This is a genomic window from Mesorhizobium sp. WSM4817, from assembly GCF_055811135.1.
Genome location: NZ_JBVVQQ010000003.1, coordinates 190,414 through 208,054, shown reverse-complemented (window position 1 = coordinate 208,054; position 17,641 = coordinate 190,414). Strand labels below are relative to the sequence as shown.

The window sequence follows — 17,641 nt, the reverse complement described above, 5'->3', positions numbered from 1 at the left end:
GCCTGTGCTCCTGTCAAGCTCTGGTGGAAGTTATCGTTCGTTCCCTTCTTGCGTCTTTTTGATTGTGTTGGAAAAGCTGGTCGTTGCGCAAGTCCATTGGCAGCAAATTGCTGTCGGCGCTGAAGTCGGCGCAGACGGGAATGATGCCCAATTCGATGAAGAGGTCGTGCGACCGCGTCATGGCTGCCGTGCTGCCGAAGCAGTGATCCGCGGATCGATCGCCGCTCTTGCGGCGCCCTCAAGCTTGCGAGCCATCAAGGTCCCATGCTGTCGGCTCTCGGCAGTCGCCGAAGCCATTTTCATGAGATGAAATTATATATACCAACATTCATGTCGCGCAATGACTAATGCCATCTCGATCAGGGCAATCGCTGCAGATTTGGAATTCATTTCAGATTGTCGAAGCCGGCGCCGCCCCTCATTGCCCTGCCGGGCATTTCTCCCCGTATAGCGACGGGGAGAAAGGGCTGGCCGCAACGTCGGCGCTCTACTTGCTGCGCCCGCGATTTGCGAAACCGGCGACGACAGCGCCCCTCTCCCCGTCGCTATACGGGGAGAGGATGCCGGCAGGCAGGTGAGGGGGGCGCCGGCTTCGAAAAGGATGAAGAGACAATTGCAGCGCGCAATTCGAATGCCGTCGGAGCATCCTCACGACATGATCAGGCCGCCATCGACATTGATCGTTTGACCGGTGATATAGGCGGCGTCGCTGCTGGCCAGAAAGCTGACCAAGCCCGAAACATCCTCGCCGCTGCCGGCGCGGCCCATCGGGATGTTCTTCACCCATTCTGCCATCAACTCGCCGGGCTTGTAGTCGCCCATCAGTCTGCCCCATGCGGCGTCGTTGTAGGCCCACATGTCGGTATCGATGATGCCGGGGCAGATCGCGTTGACGGTGATCTTCTCCTTGGCCACTTCCTTGGCGAGGCTCTGGGTGATGCCGACGACGCCGAATTTCGAGGCGGCATAATGCGGCGTGTAGATGAAGCCCTGGCGCGCCTGGCCGGAAGCGGTGTTGATCAGCCGGCCGCCGTCGCCATGCTTGCGGATGCGGGCGATCGCCTCCTGGCAGCACAGGAACACGCCCTTGGTGTTGACCGCCATCACCTTGTCCCATTCGGCCTCGGTCATCGCCTCGATCCTGGCGATGGTGATGACGCCGGCATTCTGCACGGAGATGTCGATGCGGCCGAACTGCTGTTCGGCCAGATCGTAGAGGGCGGCGACCTCGTCCTTCCTGGTCACGTCCATGCGCAGCGATGCGACCTTGGCGCCTTCCGCCTTAAGGCCGGCGGCGATCTCGTCGACGCGCGCGTCGATGGCGCTGACGACGACAGCAGCACCCTCAGCCGCGAAGCGCCTGGCCATGGCCGCGCCAATGCCGCCGCTGGCGCCGGTGATGACCGCCGTCTTTCCCTCGAACCGCTTCTGCATGTTCTCTCCTACCAGCAGACGAAGCCGCCATCGACGATCAGGTCGATGCCGGTTACGAAACTCGAAGCGCGGCTGGCCAGGAACACGGTCGGGCCGACCATCTCTTCCGGCGCCGCCATCCGCCCCATCGGCGTGTCGCGCTCGAAGATCCTGACCTGGTCGGCGACCTCCGGCCGCTTGTTCATCGGCGTCAGCGTGTAGCCGGGGCTGACGACGTTGACGCGCAGGCCGCGATCGGCCCATTCCATGGCGAGACTCCTGGACATGTGGATGACGGCGGCCTTCGACGAATTATAGTGCGCCTGGGTCAGGCCGCGGTTGACGATCGAGCCCGACATCGAGGCGACGTTGATGATCGAACCCTTGCGCCGCGTCAGCATTACGCGCGCTTCGGCCTGGCAGGACAGGAACACGCCGCTGACATTGACGTCGTAGAGCTTCTGCCATTTCTCCAGCGACAGCGTCTCGGCCGGCTCGGCCCCGGCGACGCCGGCATTGTTGACGGCGATGGTCAGCGCGCCGAGTTCCTTCTCCGCGCCTTCGATCGCCGCTGCCAAATCGGCCTCTGAGGTCACTGTGCCGGTCAGCACCAGTGCCTTGCGGCCGAGCGCCGAGATCCTGTGCGCGGTCTCGTCCAGCCCGCCCTTCGAGGCATGGCCGAAACAGGCGATATCGGCGCCGGCCTCGGCCAGGCCGATGGCGATTGCTTGCCCGATGCCGCTGCCGGCGCCGGTGACGAGAGCAACGTCGCCATGAAGATCGAATAGTTTCATCGAAATGTTTTCCTGTTGAGCCGCCCGCGCTGCCCTGGGAAGGAAGGGGCGCCAGTCCTGACTGGCGCCCCGCGCGGTCCGGTGCCTGGGAGGATATCACCTGCTGCGCTCTATTCCGATCCTTTATGCCGCCCTCAGCTTGTGGCGAGCTCCATGACGGCGACGTTGCTTGCTTCGCTGCGGTCGAGAATGCCTCGCTGGCGGCCACGGCTCAGCACCAGCACGCGATGTGACAGGCCGAGCACTTCCTCGAGGTCGGAGCTCACCACCACCACCGCCATGCCGGAGCGGGCGAGTTCGGCGATGACATCGTAGATCGCGGCGCGGGCGCCGACATCGATGCCGCGTGTCGGCTCGTCCAGGATGAACACCTTGGGCGGCCGTGAAATCCATTTGGCGATGATCACCTTCTGCTGATTGCCGCCGGAAAGCTTGCTGATCGCCTGGTTAGGCCGGCCCTTGACGCCGAGCCGGCCGATGCCGGCCTCGGCGAATTTCTGCACCGCCTTGGGAAACACCCAGCCATTCGGCGCGACATGGTCGAAATTGCCGATCGCCAGATTCTCGCCGATGGTCTGGTCGAGCACCACGCCTTGCGCCTTGCGGTCTTCCGGCACCAGCACGACGCCGGCCTTGATCGCGGCCGCCGGGCCAGTGAGGTGCACCGGTTTGCCGGCAACGCGCACCGACCCCGATGAAATCGGATCAGCGCCGGCGATTGCCCGCACCAGTTCGGTGCGGCCGGCGCCGATCAGCCCGGCGATGCCAAGGATTTCGCCGGCCTTTACCGAGAAGCTGACATTCTGAAAACTGCGTTCCGGCGAGGACAGGTTGTCGACCTCGAGCAACGCCTCGCTGCCCGGCTCCGACAGCGGCGGGAACATCCGCTCGACGCTGCGGCCGACCATCTGCTCGACTATCGCGCGCACCGGAACGTCGGCGCGCTCGTGGCGGGCGACAATGCGCCCGTCGCGCATTACCACGACGCGGTCGGCGATCGCAGCGACCTCGTCCAGCCGGTGGCTGATATAGATGAAGGACATGCCTTCCGCCTTGAGCTTGCGGATCTGCTTGAACAACAGCTCCGTTTCCTCGCTGCCAAGTGCCGCTGTCGGTTCGTCGAAGATCAGAAGCTCGGCATTGAGCGTCAGCGCCTTGGCGATCTCGACCTGCTGCTGGGCGGCGATGCGCAGCGTGCCCACCTTGCGTTCCGGCGAGACCTCGAGGCCGAGCCGCTTCAGTTGGGCCGATGCCCGCGCATTCATGGCCGCGCGGTCGATGCGGCCGCCGCGCATCAGCAGGCGCCCGACATAGACGTTCTCGGCGACCGACAGGTCCGGCAGCAGCTTCAGTTCCTGGTGGATCATGCCGACGCCGGCGTCGATGGCCGCGGCGGGAGAGGCGGGGGAATACGGCTTCCCCCGCCATGTGATGCTGCCGGCATCCGGTTTGGTCGACCCGGCGATGATGTTCGAAACGGTGGACTTGCCGGCGCCATTTTCTCCAAGCAGCGCCACGACCTCGCCCGGCCGCACCTCAAAGCTAGCATCGCCCAGGACCTGCACCGGTCCGTAGCTCTTGCAGAGGCCGCTGACGAAGAGCCCCAGATGCGGGGTCTGCGTATGGCTGGGATCCAAGGACATCGTTCCGCTCATCAACTACCGGACTCTTTTGCGATCAGGGATGCCTGATATTAAGGATGTTTGGCGATGAACTGATCGACATTGTCCTTGGTGGTCAGCGTCGCATCCTGCAGCTGTTCTGCGGGAACGGTTTCGCCGGCCACCAGCTTGATCGCCGCATCGACGGCAAGCCGGCCCATGCCTTGTGTCTGCTGCGTCGCGGTTACGTCGAAAACGCCGCCCTTCAGAGCCTTGAGCGCCGCCACGTCGCCGTCGAAGCCGGCAACCCAGACCTTGTGGCCGGGATTGGCGACCTTGACTGCCTGCGCGGCACCGAGTGCCAGCGCGTCGGCCTGGCCGATGACGATCGACACGTCTGGATGCGACTGCAGCAGATCCTGCGTCAGCTTGAAGCCCTCGTCCTGGTGCCACCCTTCGCTCCATAGCTCGCCGACCACCTTGATGTCGGGATAGGCGCTCAGCGCTTCGCCGCAGCCCTTCGACCGGTCGACCTCGGGCGTCGTGCCTTTCTGGCCATGGATGATGATCAACTCACCCTTGCCGCCGGCCTGCTTGGCGATGTAGTCGCAAACCGCCTTGGCCGATGCGACGCTGTTGGTGGCGATGAAGGTGTCGCCGGGTGCGCCCTCGGCGTTGCGGTCGACATTGATGACCGGGATGCCGGCAGCCTTGGCCGTCTTGGTCGGCACGGTGGCGGCGGTGGCGCCGGCCGGGATGTAGATCAGCGCATCGATGTTTTGCGTGATCAGGTCCTGCACCTGGCTGACCTGGGTCGCCGAATCGCCCTTGGCGTCGACGGTGACGATCTCGATGCCCTTTTCCTTGCCATAGGCCTCGACGGACTGCTTGATCTGGTTGAAGAAATCGGCCTGCAAATTGGCGACTGCGAGACCAAGCTTCTTGGCCTCCTTGGCCGAGGCCATCTCGGACAGTCCGAGCAGCGGAACGACGGCTGCGGCAGCAAGCAGCAATGAACGTTTGGTCAGCATGTGTTTCCTCCGTTGATGTTCAATCTGTCCTGCCGGCGCATCACGGCGCCCCTTGGCCGAACAACTCCCAGTTTCGGATCACCGATCCGTGTTCTCCCGGACATCCGGGTGAATTCTTTAATGCGCCCCACTCTTCATTGCGCGCCAGTCTTCATTGAGCTCTGCGCCGCCATGTATCCGTGGCCACCGCCAGCGCGATCACCACGCCGATCACCACCTGCTGGATGAAGGGCGACACGCCGAGCAGGTTCAGCCCGTTGCGCAGCACGCCGATGATGAGCACGCCGATGGCGGTGCCGCCGATCGAGCCGACGCCGCCCGACAGGCTGGCGCCGCCGATCACCACCGCCGCGATCGTATCCAGCTCGTAGCCGAAGCCGGAACTCGGCTGGACGGAATCAAGCCGTGCCGCAAGCACGATGCCGGCGAGCCCGGCCAGAACGCCGCAGACCGCATAGACCCAGTTGGTCAGCGACTTGACCGGTATGCCGGACAGCCTGGCGACCTCGGCGCTGCCGCCGATCGCGTAGAGGCTGCGACCGGTCGCGCGATAGTTGAGGAAGATCGCGAAGATGATGGCCAGAACGATCATCAAGCCGACGGTGACCGACAGGAAGCCGAAATGGCGGATGATCGACAGGCTGGTGAACCAGTCGGGGAAGCCGATGATCTGCGAGCCGTCGGTGATCATGTTGGCAAGACCGCGGGCCACCGACATCATGGCCAGCGTGGCGATGAAGGGCGGCAGCTTGGTGACGGTCACGAGCAGGCCTGAAACCAGCCCGCAAAGCCCAGCAACGACAAGCGCTGTGACGATGCCGGCAGGCATGCCGAGATTGAGGTGGTCGGGATGGGCGACGAAGCCCATCACCATGGCGGCGAGCGCCAGCACGGAACCGACGGACAGGTCGATGCCACCGATCAGGATGACCAGCGTCATGCCGATCGCCATGATGCCGAGCACCGTGACCTGGTCGAGCACGTTGAGGATGTTGCGGACAGTCAGAAACGTGTCGGTGGTCAGCGACAGCGCAAGGCACAGCAGCACCAGCCCGATTAGCGGTCCCATGGTTCCGGCGAACAGCGCCGAAAGCTTCGCGCCCGCCGCGGCCTGTGCATTTGGGCCAGCCTTCAACTCGCTTGCACCGTTGCTCACAGCCATTTTGTCTCCTCCATCAGCGCTCCGGCGATGCGTCGTCGGCTCATTCTTGTTCACCAGGCACCTCCCTGTGAACAATTTATCTTTGATATGCAATTTTGTTCAGCTAAACTGTTCGTCGGAAAATTGTCAAGGCCCGCCGCATCATTCCACGCCGGTTTGCGCCGCCAGCCGGTTTGCCGTACGAAAGGGCATGAAATGCCGCGTTTTCAGGTCCGGTCTCATCCTGCGGATTCATGTCGGCTGCTTGAGCAGGGCAGGACGGCCAAGACGAAGTAAATGTTGACCATTTTGGCTTTCACTCACGTTGTAGAGGTATCCTGTCGATGTCCTGAATCTCGAATCCCGGGCACGCAGAATAATTTCGCGTCGCTTGGTCGGATAACGCCACTTGAATGGCATTTAAGGATTCGGACGACCGCGGGAGGGCAAAAAGATGGCGATGACAGACAATGACAAGGCCTCGCGCTTCCCGGATGCCGAACTGAAGGCCCGTGCCGCGTGGCACTATTATGTCGAGGGTCTGACGCAGGAGAGGATTTCGGAGATCCTCGGCATCGGCCGCATCAAGGTGCATCGCATCCTGTCCGCCGCGCGTGAGGAGGGCGTCGTCCAGTTCCGCATCCGTGACAGCGTCGTCGAATGCCTGGTGCTGGAAGAGGCTCTAAAACAGCGTTTTGGGCTCAGCCAGGCCGTTGTGGTGCCGTCGGCCGCCGACCGAAGCAACGCGCCGCTGATGATCGGCCATGCCGCGGGCGCCTATCTGGCCGACAATGTGAATGCCGGCGATGTCATCGCATTGGGCTGGGGGCGCACGCTGAAATTCGCCATCAATGAATTGCCGCGGCGGCCGATCGCCAGGACGACGGTGGTTTCCATGCTGGGCGGCCTCACCCATGCCCAGCCGCTCAACCCAACCGAAAGCGCCTGGGAATTCGCCGAAAAGATCGGCGCCGAGTGCTTTCTGCTGCCGGTGCCGGTCTATGCCGACAGGCCGGAGCAGCGCGAAGCCTTCATGAGCCAGCGCAGCGTTCAGGACGTCGTCTTCCGTGCACGCCGGGCAAACATCGCCGTGCTCAGCGTCGGATCGTTTTCCAATGACAGCCCGATCGCCAATTACGGCTTCATCAAGCCTAGCGAACTCGAAGAGCTTCAGGCGGCCGGGGCAGTTGGCGATATTTTATGCCATTTCATCGACGCCGACGGCCGGCTCGTCGACCATGAGGTCAACCGGCGGGTCTGCGCCTATCCGCTGCAGGACCTGTCGGACATCCCGGCCATCATCCTGGTCTCGGGAGGGCAGGAAAAAATCGCCATCATGCGGGCGGCGCTCGCCAACACCAGGATATCGGTTCTGATCACCGACGAGGATGCGGCCAAGGGCCTGCTCAACCGCTAAACTTGCCCGACCTCACCAAGCCGCACATGGGTCTCGCGCGTCGCCTGATAGAGGTCGCGGTAGATTGCCTTGCGCGCACGGTAACCGGAGACCAGCCCGTCGACGGGGTCGACATGCCTGGTCGGCGGCGCGGTCATCGCCTCAGCCGCCGTTTCGGGCGAGGCAAACCATCCGATAGCGGAAGCCGCCAGCATGGCGGCGCCGAGCGCTGCGGCTTCGTTGACCGGCGAGACGGAGAGCGGCCGCTCGAGCACGCTTGCCATGATCCGCATCAGCAGGGCGCAGTTGGTGCCGCCGCCGGCGGCGATCATCGCCGCCGGTTTGCCGCCGGGCTGAGTTTCCGCCGCCTGGGTTTCCGCCGCCCGAGTTTCCGCCGCTTGAGTTTCCATTGCCTCGCTGGCGATCGCCTGCTCGAAGGCGATGCCTTCCAGAACCGCTCGAAAAAGGTGCTTCGGCTCATGGTCGAGCGACAGGCCGACAATGGCGCCGCGCGCCGCGCCGTCCCAATAGGGGCTCATGACACCGGCCCAATACGGCATGACGAGCAGGCCCTCGCTGCCGGCGGCAACGTCGACCGCTGCTTTCTCCAGCGCTCCAGCCGACGGCGAGCCGGTGGTGCGAACGATCCAGTCGACCAGTTGCATGCCCGAGCGCAGCACGGTCTCCAGCATGAAGCCCGAGCCGGTCGGCGAGACCAGCGTTCGAAACGCGTCCGACGTCGTGATCCCATGGGAGTAACAGCCGCTGACGATGCCCGAGCCGAGCGAAAGGTAGTTTTTATTTTCGCCATGGACGCCCATGCCAAGGCCCATCGCCTGGCCATCGCCGGCGCCGGCGACAACAGGCGTGCCGGCCTTCAACCCGATCAGCCGGGCCACGCTTTCACCAAGCCCGCCGCAGATCGTGCCGGGCGCGACCAGTCGCGGCAACTGGTCCGGGCGCAGCCCCGCGGCCTCGACGAGCTGAGGGTGCCAAGTGCCATTCTTGACGTCGAGCAGCCCGAGTGGATCCGCACTTGCCGTGCTGGTGACCAGACGTCCGGTCAGCCGGTGGACGAAGAAGCCGTGCACATCGACGAGTGCGGCTGCGTCATCAAGCGCTTGCGGCTGGTGTTCGGCAAGCCAGGCGATCGCATAGAGCGCGGGCGTCGGGTCCGGCGGCTTGCCGCTCCAGTCGCGAATCGTCTCGCGGCCGAGCTCCGCCGAAAGCCTAGCAACTTGCGGGCGCGCCCGCTCGTCCAGCCACAGGATCGCCGGAATAAGCGGCTTGCCGGCGTGGTCGATCAACGTGAAGGTCTCGCGCTGGTGGGCGATGGCGATCGCCGCCACCCGGGCCGCGCCAACCGCCTCGGTGACTTGCTTCAAGGCGCCGAGCAGCGCGGTCCACCAATGTTCGGCATCCTGCTCGAAATGGCCGGGCCTGGGATTTGAGAGCGGATAGGCTTCGCGCGCCTGGAACAGCTCCTTGCCGTCGCGCGTGAAGGCAATCGCTTTCACGGCCGTGGTCGAGGCGTCGATCCCGATTACGACATCGTCCATCAGGCGGGAATCCAGCGGATCAGGCGGCGTTCGTAACGAACCGTCCGTCCGACTGGTCGAGACGACGGCGGATCTGGGTTATCACCATCGAATCGTCGGGTACACAATTTTCATAGGTGAGGAAATCGCCTGTCTTGACCGGCTTGACCACCTTGGCGCGTTCGGCGAGGCCGAGCGGCAGGGCGCCGCGGGCGCGCGCGTCCTCCCAGGTCATGGCGAAGCCGCGATAGTCGTTCTCGCCGATCATGCCGAGCGACTGGCCAGGGGCAAGCTCGCTCTTGGCAACCGCCACCGCCTCGGCGACCGGATGGTCGAGCGGCTCCATGTCGGCGCGCTTGTAGACCACGGCGCGCGCCGCCGACAGCGGCACTTCCAGGCTGGTCAAATGATAGGGGCGGAAGATCGTGAAATACGGGCCCTTGCCGACCTTGAGGTCGATCATGCGCTCCAGCACGCGCGGATGCCTGGTCTCGATGATGCAGAACACGCCGGGCGCCACGCCCTTGCCGATCGAATAGTCGACCACGCCCTTGCGGTGCAGCACGCCGCCATCCTCGCGCGGGCAAAGCACGCCGGCGAGTTCCTCCAGCGTCGCGGTCGGGCCGTGCATGCCCGGCACGTCGGGCACCAGGCCGGTGGCGTTGGCGATCGCCACCATCTCGATCGCCGTCTTCGAGCCGTCGACGAACTCGACCAGCATGCGCGCATTCATGTTGCGCTCGGCCGCCTCCTTCTCATAGTCGGCCGGCATGGCATCGATCTTCAGCGGATTGTTCTTGCCCTTGCCGGCGGCGATGATGTTGAAGCCGAGGCTCCTGGCAAAGCCGATGATCTCCAGCGTGCAGGCCGGCTCGTCGCCGGCCGCACCGGTATAGACGACGCCGGCCTTGCGCGCCTCCTCCTTGAGGAAGCGGCCGATGGTGATGTCGGCCTCGACGTTGAGCATGACGATATGCTTGCCGTTCTTCATCACTTCAAGCGCGAACAGCGTGCCGATGTTGGGATTTCCTGTCGCATCGATGATGACGTCGATGCGGCCGGCCGCAGCCAACGCATGCAGGTCTTCGGTCACCGCGATCTTGCCGGCCTCGATGGCGCGGTCGATTGCTGCCGCATTGCCGGCCTGCACGATATCCGAGCGGTCGTGGCCGGCGAGCAGCGCCGCGTCGATCGCCGCCTGCGGCCTGACCTCGGAAATGGCGCCGATCCGCATGCCCGGCATCAGCGCGACCTGGACGACGATGTCGGTGCCCATCTGCCCGGCGCCGGCAAGCCCGATGGTGATCGGTCCCTGCTGTTCAGCGCGCTGCAAAAGTTCCGCTGCAAATTGCGGATGGGCCATGTTGCTTCCTCCAGTTCCTGACGCGCCGCAGCGTCGAAGTCATCATTTTGAACATTCCTATTTCCAAATGAAAAATATTTCAACCGGCAATTCGGCAGCCGTCCCCGCAAACATTCTGTGATTTAATTTGTGCAAGCCCTGGCTTGCGGCTTGGCAGCGCGGTCAGCTATGGGCGCAGAAGGCGGTGATCTCTTGGGATGCAGGCGGCGGCGACCGTGACATCCCTTCTCGCAAGCAAGCGAGTGCGGCGAAAAAAGCTGATTCATGGCCGCTCAGCTGCCGCTGCGCCTATCGCCAGCGACGAAGTCGCGCGACAGAGAGCGCCACGGCCGGAATGCTGGCGCATGCTAGTCTATCAGCTGCCGACCTCGAAGAAGGGCGCGCCAAGCAGATCGGGAACAACGTCGATGCCGAGGCCCGGCCCGTCCGGAATGCCCATGCGGCTTCCCGAAACCGGCGGCTTGTTCGATGCGGTGCGCACCGTCACCCATTCGTGGAAGGCAATGGCGTGCAGCCGGCGCTCCTCCGGCGTCGACAGCGACAGATGCGCCATGGCTGATGTGTCGATCTCGGCGCCGCCGGTGTCCTCCACGGTGATCATGAAGCCCAGGTCGACGGCAAGGTCGCGGATCTGCCGCGTCCTGGTCACGCCGCCGAGCCGCGAGATTTTCAGCGTCAGCCCGTCAGCCGCCCCCTTGCGGTGGATGTCGAGCATGTCGTCCAGCGAGGTGACGGATTCATCGAGCACCATCGGCTTGTCGAGCGAGCGGCGCACCGACATGCATTCGTCGATCGTGGTGCAGGGCTGCTCGAACGTGTAGTCGATGGCGCGCGTCGCGTCAGCGAACTGGCGCGCCTGGTAGGGCGTCCAGCCGGCATTGGCGTCGCAGAAGATGACGGTGCCCCTCGGCACTGAAGCGGCGACCGCGGTGACGCGCTCGATGTCGTCATGGACGTTGCCGCCGACCTTGACCTGCAGCCGGTGAAACCCGTCCTTGACGATGCGCTTGGCCAGTGCGGCCATCGCGTCGACGGTGCCATGGGTGACGACCTTGTAGAGTTCCGCCGTCTCGCTCTCGCGCCCGCCGAGCAGCGTCACCAGCGGTATGTCGGCGGCGCGTGCCGCGAGATCCGAGCAGGCCATGTCGAGCGCCGACTTGATGTAGGGATGGCCCTTGAACACCGTGTCCATCAGCCTGCCGATACTGGCCAGGGCGCGAGGATCGCGGCCGAGCAGGTGCGGCGCAATTTCGATGACGCCGGCGCGAGTGCCGGCCGCGAATGCCGGCGAGTAGAAATTGCCGAGCGGCGCCATCTCGCCCCAGCCGGTCAGCCCGCTGTCGGAGGTGATGGCGACGATCACCGCGTCGAACGCGGCGGCGACACGCCCCTTGGACATGCGGTAGGGCCCGTCCACAAAGGGCTGCACGACATGGTAGGCCTTGATGGTTTTGATCCGCAATTTTTCTGTCCGTCGCTGTGACGCCCTGACGAAGCCGCCAAGCTGCATCGTCCGCTGGGCTCAACTGCCGTCAGGCCGGTTGCGCGTCAGGCCGGCGCAATCGGCCTTGACGCCTCTGGAAACACACTGTTCGAGGCCGCGCGCATAGGCAAGCAATTCTTCGAAGCTGTGCCGATGTCGCCGGCCTTGTCGAACTGCTCAGCAAAACGGCGCCCTCGGCATAGCCGGGGGCGCCGCTGGACCAGGCCTGATGGGGGTATCAGGTGGCAGGTTTCTGTGGCAGCGGCGAGACAGGCATTCCCGGGCCGATCTTCTGCAGATTGCCTGTTATCACCTGGTCGCCTTCCTCTACGCCGCTCGAGATCGCCACCAGGTCGCCGTTGGTCGGCCCCAGCGAAACAATTCGCTGGTCGACAGTATTGTCCTTGCCGACGACGTAGAGATACTTGCCGAGCTGGCTCGATCCCAATGCCGTCTGCGGCACCATCAGTGCATCTGGCTGCTGCTTGATATGCAGCCTGACACGAACATATTGGCCCGGCAGCAGCGTGAACTTGGCATTGCCGATCGTCGCGCGTGCGGTGATGGTGCCGGTCGAGCGATCGACCGTGTTGTCGATGAAGGTGAGCTGACCTTTGTGGCGCGGTTCCGTATCGCCGGGAAGCAGGACGTCGACATCGACGGGTCCCGTCGCGCGGGCTTCCTCGATCTGCGCCAGATCCGTTTCGCTCGGATTGAAGGTGACATAGATCGGGTCGAGCTGCACCAGCGTGTTGAGCACTGTGCCGGCGACGCTGACCAGCGTTCCGACCGAGGCCTGGTTGCGGCCGACGCGCCCGGCGAACGGCGCCTTGATTTCCGAATAGCTCAGATTGAGCTCGGCGGTCCGCACAGCCGCCTGGTTGACGGCGAGCGATGCCTGGGCCTCGCGCAAGCTGCTGGTGCGCTGGTCGAACGCATCCTTGGCGATGTATCCGCTCTTGGCCAGTTCGGTGCCGCGACCAAGGTTGGATCGTGCATAGTCGAGCGTTGCTTCGTCGCGCTGGACCTGAGCCTTCGCCTGTTCAAGGGCAGCCTGGAAATCCTCTGGAGCGATCTTGTAGAGAAGGTCGCCCTTCTTGACATCGCCACCGTCGGGCGCGACCTGCTCCTGCAGATACCCTGGCACGCGCGCCTGCAGCGTGATGCTGCGGATCGGCTCGGTGCGAGCGGCATAGTCGAGATAGATCGGGATCGTCTTCTTGACGACGCTCACCACTGGCACCGGCATGACAAAAGCCGCGGGCTCAGGCGTTGCCGCCCCTGCCGTGCCGGCGTTGAGGCCGAAATTACCCATGTCGAGCAAGTGGACGCTGGCCATCGAGACCGCCCCCACGGCAACAGCCGCTCCCAACGCAATTTTCCATTTACGCATGATCATTCTCCAATTCTATTCGGCCGCTTCGGCCAATCGCTCGAAAGCGGGTTCGGCAGTTGGTTCAGTCGGTTCGGCGACAGGCTCGCTCTTGCTGCCGCGCTCGCGCAGCTGCTCGATCACCGCGTAGAAGACCGGCACGAACACCAGCGACAGGATCGTCGCTGCGACCATGCCGCCAAAGACGGTGGTGCCGATCGACTGGCGGCTGGCTGCACCGGCACCTGTCGAGAACATCAGCGGCAGCACACCGAGGATGAACGCGAAGGCGGTCATCAGGATGGGCCGCAGCCGCAGGCGCGCCGCTTCCATTGCGGCGTCGACGATGCTGAGACCTTCCTCGCGCCGGCGCCGGGCAAACTCCACGATCAGAATGGCGTTCTTTGCCGCCAGCCCGATCAGCATGACGAAACCGATCTGCGAATAGACGTCGATCTGCATGCCGCGCATAAGCAAGGCGACAAAGGCGCCGAACAGGGCAAGCGGCACCGCGAGCAGGACCATGAAGGGCATGGCCCAGCTCTCATATTGGGCGGCAAGGATCAGGAAGACGAAGACCATGGCGAGACCGAAGACGATCGAGGCGATCGATCCGGCCTTGAGCTCCTGATAGGTGATGCCCGTCCATTCGTAGCCGAAATCCTTCGGCAGCGCCGTGGCGGCGGCACGTTCCATCGCAGCGACCGCCTGGCCCGAGGAGAAGCCGGGTGCGGCACCGCCATTGATCAGGGCCGACGCATTGTTGTTGTAATGCGGGACGGTTTCCGGGCCGACGATAGGCACCAGCTTGCCGAGCGTGCTCAACGGCACCATGCCGCCGGAGGCATTGCGCACATAGAGCCGCGAAATGTCGGCCGCACCCGCACGCGCATCCTTGTCGGCCTGGATCGTCACCCGGAAGGTGCGGCCGAACAGGTTGAAGTCGTTCACATAGAGCGAGCCGAGATAGATCTGCAGTGTGTTGAACACGTCGGGCAGGCTGAGGCCGAGCAGCTTCGCCTTGTTGCGATCGAGGTCGTAGTTGAACTGCGGCGTCGAGGTCGAGAACGACGAGAACAATTGCTGCGGGTTGAGCTCGGGCTGTTTGCGCGCTTCGGCCAGCACGGCTTGCGTCGCATCGTTGAGCGCAGCGCTGCCGCGACCGGTCAGGTCCTGCACCTGGAATTCGAAGCCGCCGGTCGTGCCGATGCCCGGGATCGAAGGCGGGTCGAAACTCAGCGCGAAGGCTTCAGGAAGTTCCATGAGCTTCGAGCGCACGTCGGCGACGAGCTTCGAGGCGCTCTGGTCAGGGCCGCGTTCGTCCCATGGCTTCAGGATGGCGAATTCCACCGCCGAGTTCGACTGGGCGGCACTGGTGAGGAAGTTCAAGCCGCTGATCGAGCCGACGATATCGACACCAGGCGTGTTCTGCAGGATCTCGCGCGCCTTCCGCGCCACCGCGTCGGTGCGTTCCAGCGACGCCCCATCCGGCAATTGGATGACCACGAAGAAATAGCCCTGGTCCTCGACCGGAAGGAAGGTCGAGGGCAGGCGCTGCCAGACGAAATAGGTCGCGACAAGCCCAGCCGCGAATATGCCGAGCATGATCCAGCGCAGGCGGATGAGGAAGCGCACACCATTGGCATAGGCATGCGACAGCCGATCGAAGCCCGTGTTGAACCAGCGGAACAGCACGAATTGCGTTGCCGGGCGGTGGCGCAGGAAAGCGGCGCTCAGCGCCGGGGTGAGCGTCAGCGAGACGAAGGCGGAGATGCCGAAGGAGATCGCCACCGTCAGGGCAAATTGATTGTAGAGCCGGCCAGAAACGCCGGGTATGAAGGCGACCGGCACGAACACGGCCATCAGCACGGCGGTTGTGGCGATGATCGGGCCGGTGACCTCGGCCATCGCCGCGCGCGTCGCAGCCAGCGGTTTTAGGCCGGCCTCCAGCTGGCGTTCGACATTCTCGACGACGACGATCGCGTCATCGACGACGAGGCCGATCGCCAGCACCATGCCTAGCAGGCTGAGCATGTTCAGCGAGAAGCCGAACATGTACATGACGACGAGCGTGGCCACCAGCGACACGGGAATCGCGATCGTCGGGATGATCGTGGTGCGCCAGCTCTGCAGGAAGATGAACACCACCGCGACAACCAGGACCAGCGCCTCGCCGAGCGTGACCACCACGTCGTGCATCGACGCCGAAACGAAACGTGTCGTATCGTAATGCATGGCGTAGCTGACGCCCTTCGGGAAGCGGGCCGACAGTTCCTGCATCTTGTCCTTGACGCGCTGCTGCAGATCGAGGGCGTTCGAGCCCGGCATCTGGTAGACCGCCAGCACCACGGTCGGGTCCTCGCCGAAGAACGCCGACGACGAATATTGCAGGGCGCCGAGTTCGATGCGCGCGACGTCGCTCAACCGCACCAGCGAACCGTTCGCGGCATCGGCGCGCACGATGATATCGCCGAATTCCTTGGGATCGCTCAGTCGGCCAACCGCGTTGACCTGCATTTCGAAAGCGGTGCCGGCCGGCGCCGGCGATTGCCCGATCTTGCCGGCCGCGACCTGGACATTCTGCTCGGCAATGGCGTTTTGGACATCGACGGCGGTGATGCCGAGATTGGCGAGCTTGTCGGGATCGAGCCATACGCGCATCGAATAGCGCCGCTCGCCGAAGATCTGCACGTCGCCGACGCCGGGCAGGCGCTTCAGCGGGTCGACCACTTGCAGGTAGGCGAGGTTGCTGAGCGCGACCGGATCGACGGAGCCGTCGGGCGAGGTGAGATTGACGATCAGGACGAAGTTCGGGTTCTGCTTCTTGATCGTCACGCCGCCCTGGTTGACAATGGCCGGCAGCGAGGACGCCGCCTGTGACACGCGGTTCTGGACATCGACGGCGGCGGTGCTCAGGGGATAGCCGACCTCGAAGGTGACGGTGATCGTCGACGAGCCGTCATTGGAGCTCGACGACGACATGTAGGTCATGCCTTGAACGCCGTTGATCTGCTGTTCGAGCGGCGTCGTGACGGTGTCGGCCACGACTTGCGCACTGGCGCCCGGATAGTTGGCGCTGACCACGACCTGAGGCGGCGTGATATCGGGAAACTGCGAGACAGGCAGCAGGAAATAGCAGATCGTCCCGGCGAGCACCATAATGATGGCGATCGACGATGCGAAGATCGGACGGTGGATGAAGAAATTTACCATGACACGCACGCCTCGCCCGATGCTCTTGCCTGGCCAAAGGCCTTGGCCAGCCTTGACAGCCGCCGGCTGCGGCTTTGCCCGGAATCTTCCAGGAAACGAGGCGGCGCCTTGCGGCTGCTGCCTTGCGCATCCGCAAGGCTACGCAGCATCGTCTCGAAAGAGCGCGGGTCGACACGGTCGGCCTGCATCAGCATCCGGATCATCGGATCCTTCACAACTTCGTCGATCGTCAAATCTTTGCGCTGCGACATCGTAGCGGCTCCTGGCTTGGCGATCTGGGCGTACGCCGCAGATCGGGTGGTCTTCCTGTTCGCGGCCAAGTCGCCTGGGGCGCAGTTTCATGCCTGGGCCGATTTGGCGGAGGCTGTTCACAGGCGCCTGCGAGATTGACACGAGGCAATGGGGGTGTTACCAGTAAGTAACATCTAGAAGTTACAGACCGGTAACACCCTAGTCAAGAGGTGTGCCGAGGGATTTTTCGGAAATCCCGGAAACCAAGGAGGTTTTGATGGAAGACGGCACTGCGGAACGCATCCGCCCTCGAGATCGCATCCTGGAGACGGCACGGGATATGTTCCACAAGCATGGCATCAAGGGCGTCGGCGTCGACGCGATCACTGAGGCCGCCGGTACCAACAAGATGACGCTCTACCGTCATTTCGAGTCCAAGGACGATCTGGTCATCGAGTGCCTGCGGGCGACCGCATGCAGCGCCAACGCGATGTGGCAAAAGTTCGAGGCGGAGCATCCGGGCGACAAGCTTGCGCAACTGCATGCCTGGGTTCGGATGGCAGCCGATTGCCTGATGATGGACGGCCGCGGTTGCGACATGGCCAACGCCGCCATCGAGTTGAGCGAGACCGACCATCCGGCCCGTCGGGTCATCAAGGAACTCAAGCAGGCTCAGCGCGACCGTCTCGTCGGCCTGTGTCGGGATGCCGGCATCGGACAGGCAGAGCTTCTCGCCGATACATTGTCGCTGCTGCTTGAAGGCGCCCGTGTCAGCCTGCAAAGCGTCGGAGCCGAAGGCCCCAGCGCGCAGTTTGTCCGCATGGCGGAAGGCCTGATCACCTCGTTCAGGGCCAGATAGTCTCGCAAGCCGCGAAACGATCGCTGGCGTGTTCATTGCAAGCCGCGCCGCGAGTGCTCTTTTGCCTTGGCATGTGCTGTCATCTCACGTCTCCGTTGCCGGTCTGTCTCCGCGCTCTTGCGCGCGGCGGTCGCTGCTGGTTGTGAGCAGGCTAGGCCCGATGGCGAATTGGTGAGAGTGACAAGTGTGGCGGGATTCCAATGGGG

The 17,641-nt window shown here is 63.9% G+C and carries 14 protein-coding genes; 3 read left to right on the top strand and 11 right to left on the bottom strand.

What is annotated here, in order from left to right:
* Positions 1-83: 83 nt before the first annotated feature.
* Complete coding sequence (locus tag AC0L2K_RS05900; protein WP_268931792.1) at positions 84-206, top strand: hypothetical protein; 123 nt, start codon at positions 84-86, stop codon at positions 204-206.
* A 442-nt stretch (positions 207-648) separates the two neighbouring features.
* Here AC0L2K_RS05900 and AC0L2K_RS05895 read toward each other — a convergent pair whose 3' ends face one another.
* The 5 genes from AC0L2K_RS05895 to AC0L2K_RS05875 form a co-directional block, all read right to left on the bottom strand.
* A complete protein-coding gene (locus AC0L2K_RS05895) occupies positions 649-1,434 on the bottom strand; it encodes an SDR family oxidoreductase (RefSeq protein ID WP_128167753.1) in 786 nt (261 codons plus the stop codon).
* 8 nt (positions 1,435-1,442) lie between these two features.
* The gene (locus AC0L2K_RS05890) at positions 1,443-2,207 is read right to left on the bottom strand and encodes an SDR family oxidoreductase (protein ID WP_473530846.1); all 765 of its coding nucleotides are present in this window, start codon (positions 2,205-2,207) and stop codon (positions 1,443-1,445) included.
* 134 nt (positions 2,208-2,341) lie between these two features.
* Entirely contained in the window at positions 2,342-3,850 is a 1,509-nt protein-coding gene (locus AC0L2K_RS05885) for a sugar ABC transporter ATP-binding protein (RefSeq protein ID WP_473530845.1), read from the bottom strand.
* A gap of 50 nt (positions 3,851-3,900) precedes the next feature.
* Complete coding sequence (locus AC0L2K_RS05880) at positions 3,901-4,839, bottom strand: substrate-binding domain-containing protein (protein ID WP_473530844.1); 939 nt, start codon at positions 4,837-4,839, stop codon at positions 3,901-3,903.
* Between the two features lie 151 nt (positions 4,840-4,990).
* Complete coding sequence (locus AC0L2K_RS05875; RefSeq protein WP_236387908.1) at positions 4,991-6,001, bottom strand: ABC transporter permease; 1,011 nt, start codon at positions 5,999-6,001, stop codon at positions 4,991-4,993.
* 433 nt (positions 6,002-6,434) lie between these two features.
* Here AC0L2K_RS05875 and AC0L2K_RS05870 point away from each other — a divergent pair, with 433 nt between their 5' ends.
* Positions 6,435-7,397 carry a sugar-binding transcriptional regulator gene (locus AC0L2K_RS05870; protein WP_287316295.1) on the top strand — a complete coding sequence of 321 codons (963 nt, stop codon included), beginning with the start codon at positions 6,435-6,437 and terminating at the stop codon, positions 7,395-7,397.
* On the opposite strand, the gene AC0L2K_RS05865 is transcribed toward AC0L2K_RS05870, so the two are convergent.
* The 6 genes from AC0L2K_RS05865 to AC0L2K_RS05840 all read right to left on the bottom strand — a co-directional run bounded on the left by AC0L2K_RS05865 (position 7,394) and on the right by AC0L2K_RS05840 (position 16,596).
* Positions 7,394-8,935 (bottom strand): xylulokinase, encoded by a 1,542-nt coding sequence (locus tag AC0L2K_RS05865; protein WP_473530843.1) that lies wholly within the window; start codon positions 8,933-8,935, stop codon positions 7,394-7,396. The genes AC0L2K_RS05870 and AC0L2K_RS05865 overlap by 4 nt on opposite strands.
* A 19-nt stretch (positions 8,936-8,954) precedes the next feature.
* Positions 8,955-10,277 carry an NAD(P)H-dependent oxidoreductase gene (locus AC0L2K_RS05860; RefSeq protein ID WP_128167747.1) on the bottom strand — a complete coding sequence of 441 codons (1,323 nt, stop codon included), beginning with the start codon at positions 10,275-10,277 and terminating at the stop codon, positions 8,955-8,957.
* Between the two features lie 355 nt (positions 10,278-10,632).
* Positions 10,633-11,739, bottom strand: coding sequence for a mandelate racemase/muconate lactonizing enzyme family protein (locus AC0L2K_RS05855; protein ID WP_128245560.1), 1,107 nt, complete (start codon positions 11,737-11,739; stop codon positions 10,633-10,635).
* A 259-nt stretch (positions 11,740-11,998) separates the two neighbouring features.
* Positions 11,999-13,153 carry an efflux RND transporter periplasmic adaptor subunit gene (locus tag AC0L2K_RS05850; protein ID WP_473530842.1) on the bottom strand — a complete coding sequence of 385 codons (1,155 nt, stop codon included), beginning with the start codon at positions 13,151-13,153 and terminating at the stop codon, positions 11,999-12,001.
* 15 nt (positions 13,154-13,168) lie between these two features.
* The gene (locus tag AC0L2K_RS05845) at positions 13,169-16,345 is read right to left on the bottom strand and encodes an efflux RND transporter permease subunit (RefSeq protein ID WP_473530841.1); all 3,177 of its coding nucleotides are present in this window, start codon (positions 16,343-16,345) and stop codon (positions 13,169-13,171) included.
* Positions 16,339-16,596, bottom strand: coding sequence for a hypothetical protein (locus AC0L2K_RS05840; protein ID WP_473530840.1), 258 nt, complete (start codon positions 16,594-16,596; stop codon positions 16,339-16,341). The genes AC0L2K_RS05845 and AC0L2K_RS05840 overlap by 7 nt, the downstream gene beginning before the upstream one ends.
* Positions 16,597-16,853: 257 nt before the next feature.
* Here AC0L2K_RS05840 and AC0L2K_RS05835 point away from each other — a divergent pair, with 257 nt between their 5' ends.
* Positions 16,854-17,435, top strand: coding sequence for a TetR/AcrR family transcriptional regulator (locus tag AC0L2K_RS05835; protein ID WP_023799451.1), 582 nt, complete (start codon positions 16,854-16,856; stop codon positions 17,433-17,435).
* Positions 17,436-17,641: the final 206 nt, after the last annotated feature.

Coding starts and splice junctions, on each gene's coding strand:
- AC0L2K_RS05895 (WP_128167753.1), bottom strand. CDS start 1,434: ATGCAGAAGCGGTTCGAGGGAAAGACGGCGGTCATCACCGGCGCCAGC.
- AC0L2K_RS05890 (WP_473530846.1), bottom strand. CDS start 2,207: ATGAAACTATTCGATCTTCATGGCGACGTTGCTCTCGTCACCGGCGCC.
- AC0L2K_RS05885 (WP_473530845.1), bottom strand. CDS start 3,850: ATGTCCTTGGATCCCAGCCATACGCAGACCCCGCATCTGGGGCTCTTC.
- AC0L2K_RS05880 (WP_473530844.1), bottom strand. CDS start 4,839: ATGCTGACCAAACGTTCATTGCTGCTTGCTGCCGCAGCCGTCGTTCCG.
- AC0L2K_RS05875 (WP_236387908.1), bottom strand. CDS start 6,001: ATGGCTGTGAGCAACGGTGCAAGCGAGTTGAAGGCTGGCCCAAATGCA.
- AC0L2K_RS05870 (WP_287316295.1), top strand. CDS start 6,435: ATGGCGATGACAGACAATGACAAGGCCTCGCGCTTCCCGGATGCCGAA.
- AC0L2K_RS05865 (WP_473530843.1), bottom strand. CDS start 8,935: ATGGACGATGTCGTAATCGGGATCGACGCCTCGACCACGGCCGTGAAA.
- AC0L2K_RS05860 (WP_128167747.1), bottom strand. CDS start 10,277: ATGGCCCATCCGCAATTTGCAGCGGAACTTTTGCAGCGCGCTGAACAG.
- AC0L2K_RS05850 (WP_473530842.1), bottom strand. CDS start 13,153: ATGCGTAAATGGAAAATTGCGTTGGGAGCGGCTGTTGCCGTGGGGGCG.
- AC0L2K_RS05845 (WP_473530841.1), bottom strand. CDS start 16,345: ATGGTAAATTTCTTCATCCACCGTCCGATCTTCGCATCGTCGATCGCC.
- AC0L2K_RS05840 (WP_473530840.1), bottom strand. CDS start 16,596: ATGTCGCAGCGCAAAGATTTGACGATCGACGAAGTTGTGAAGGATCCG.
- AC0L2K_RS05835 (WP_023799451.1), top strand. CDS start 16,854: ATGGAAGACGGCACTGCGGAACGCATCCGCCCTCGAGATCGCATCCTG.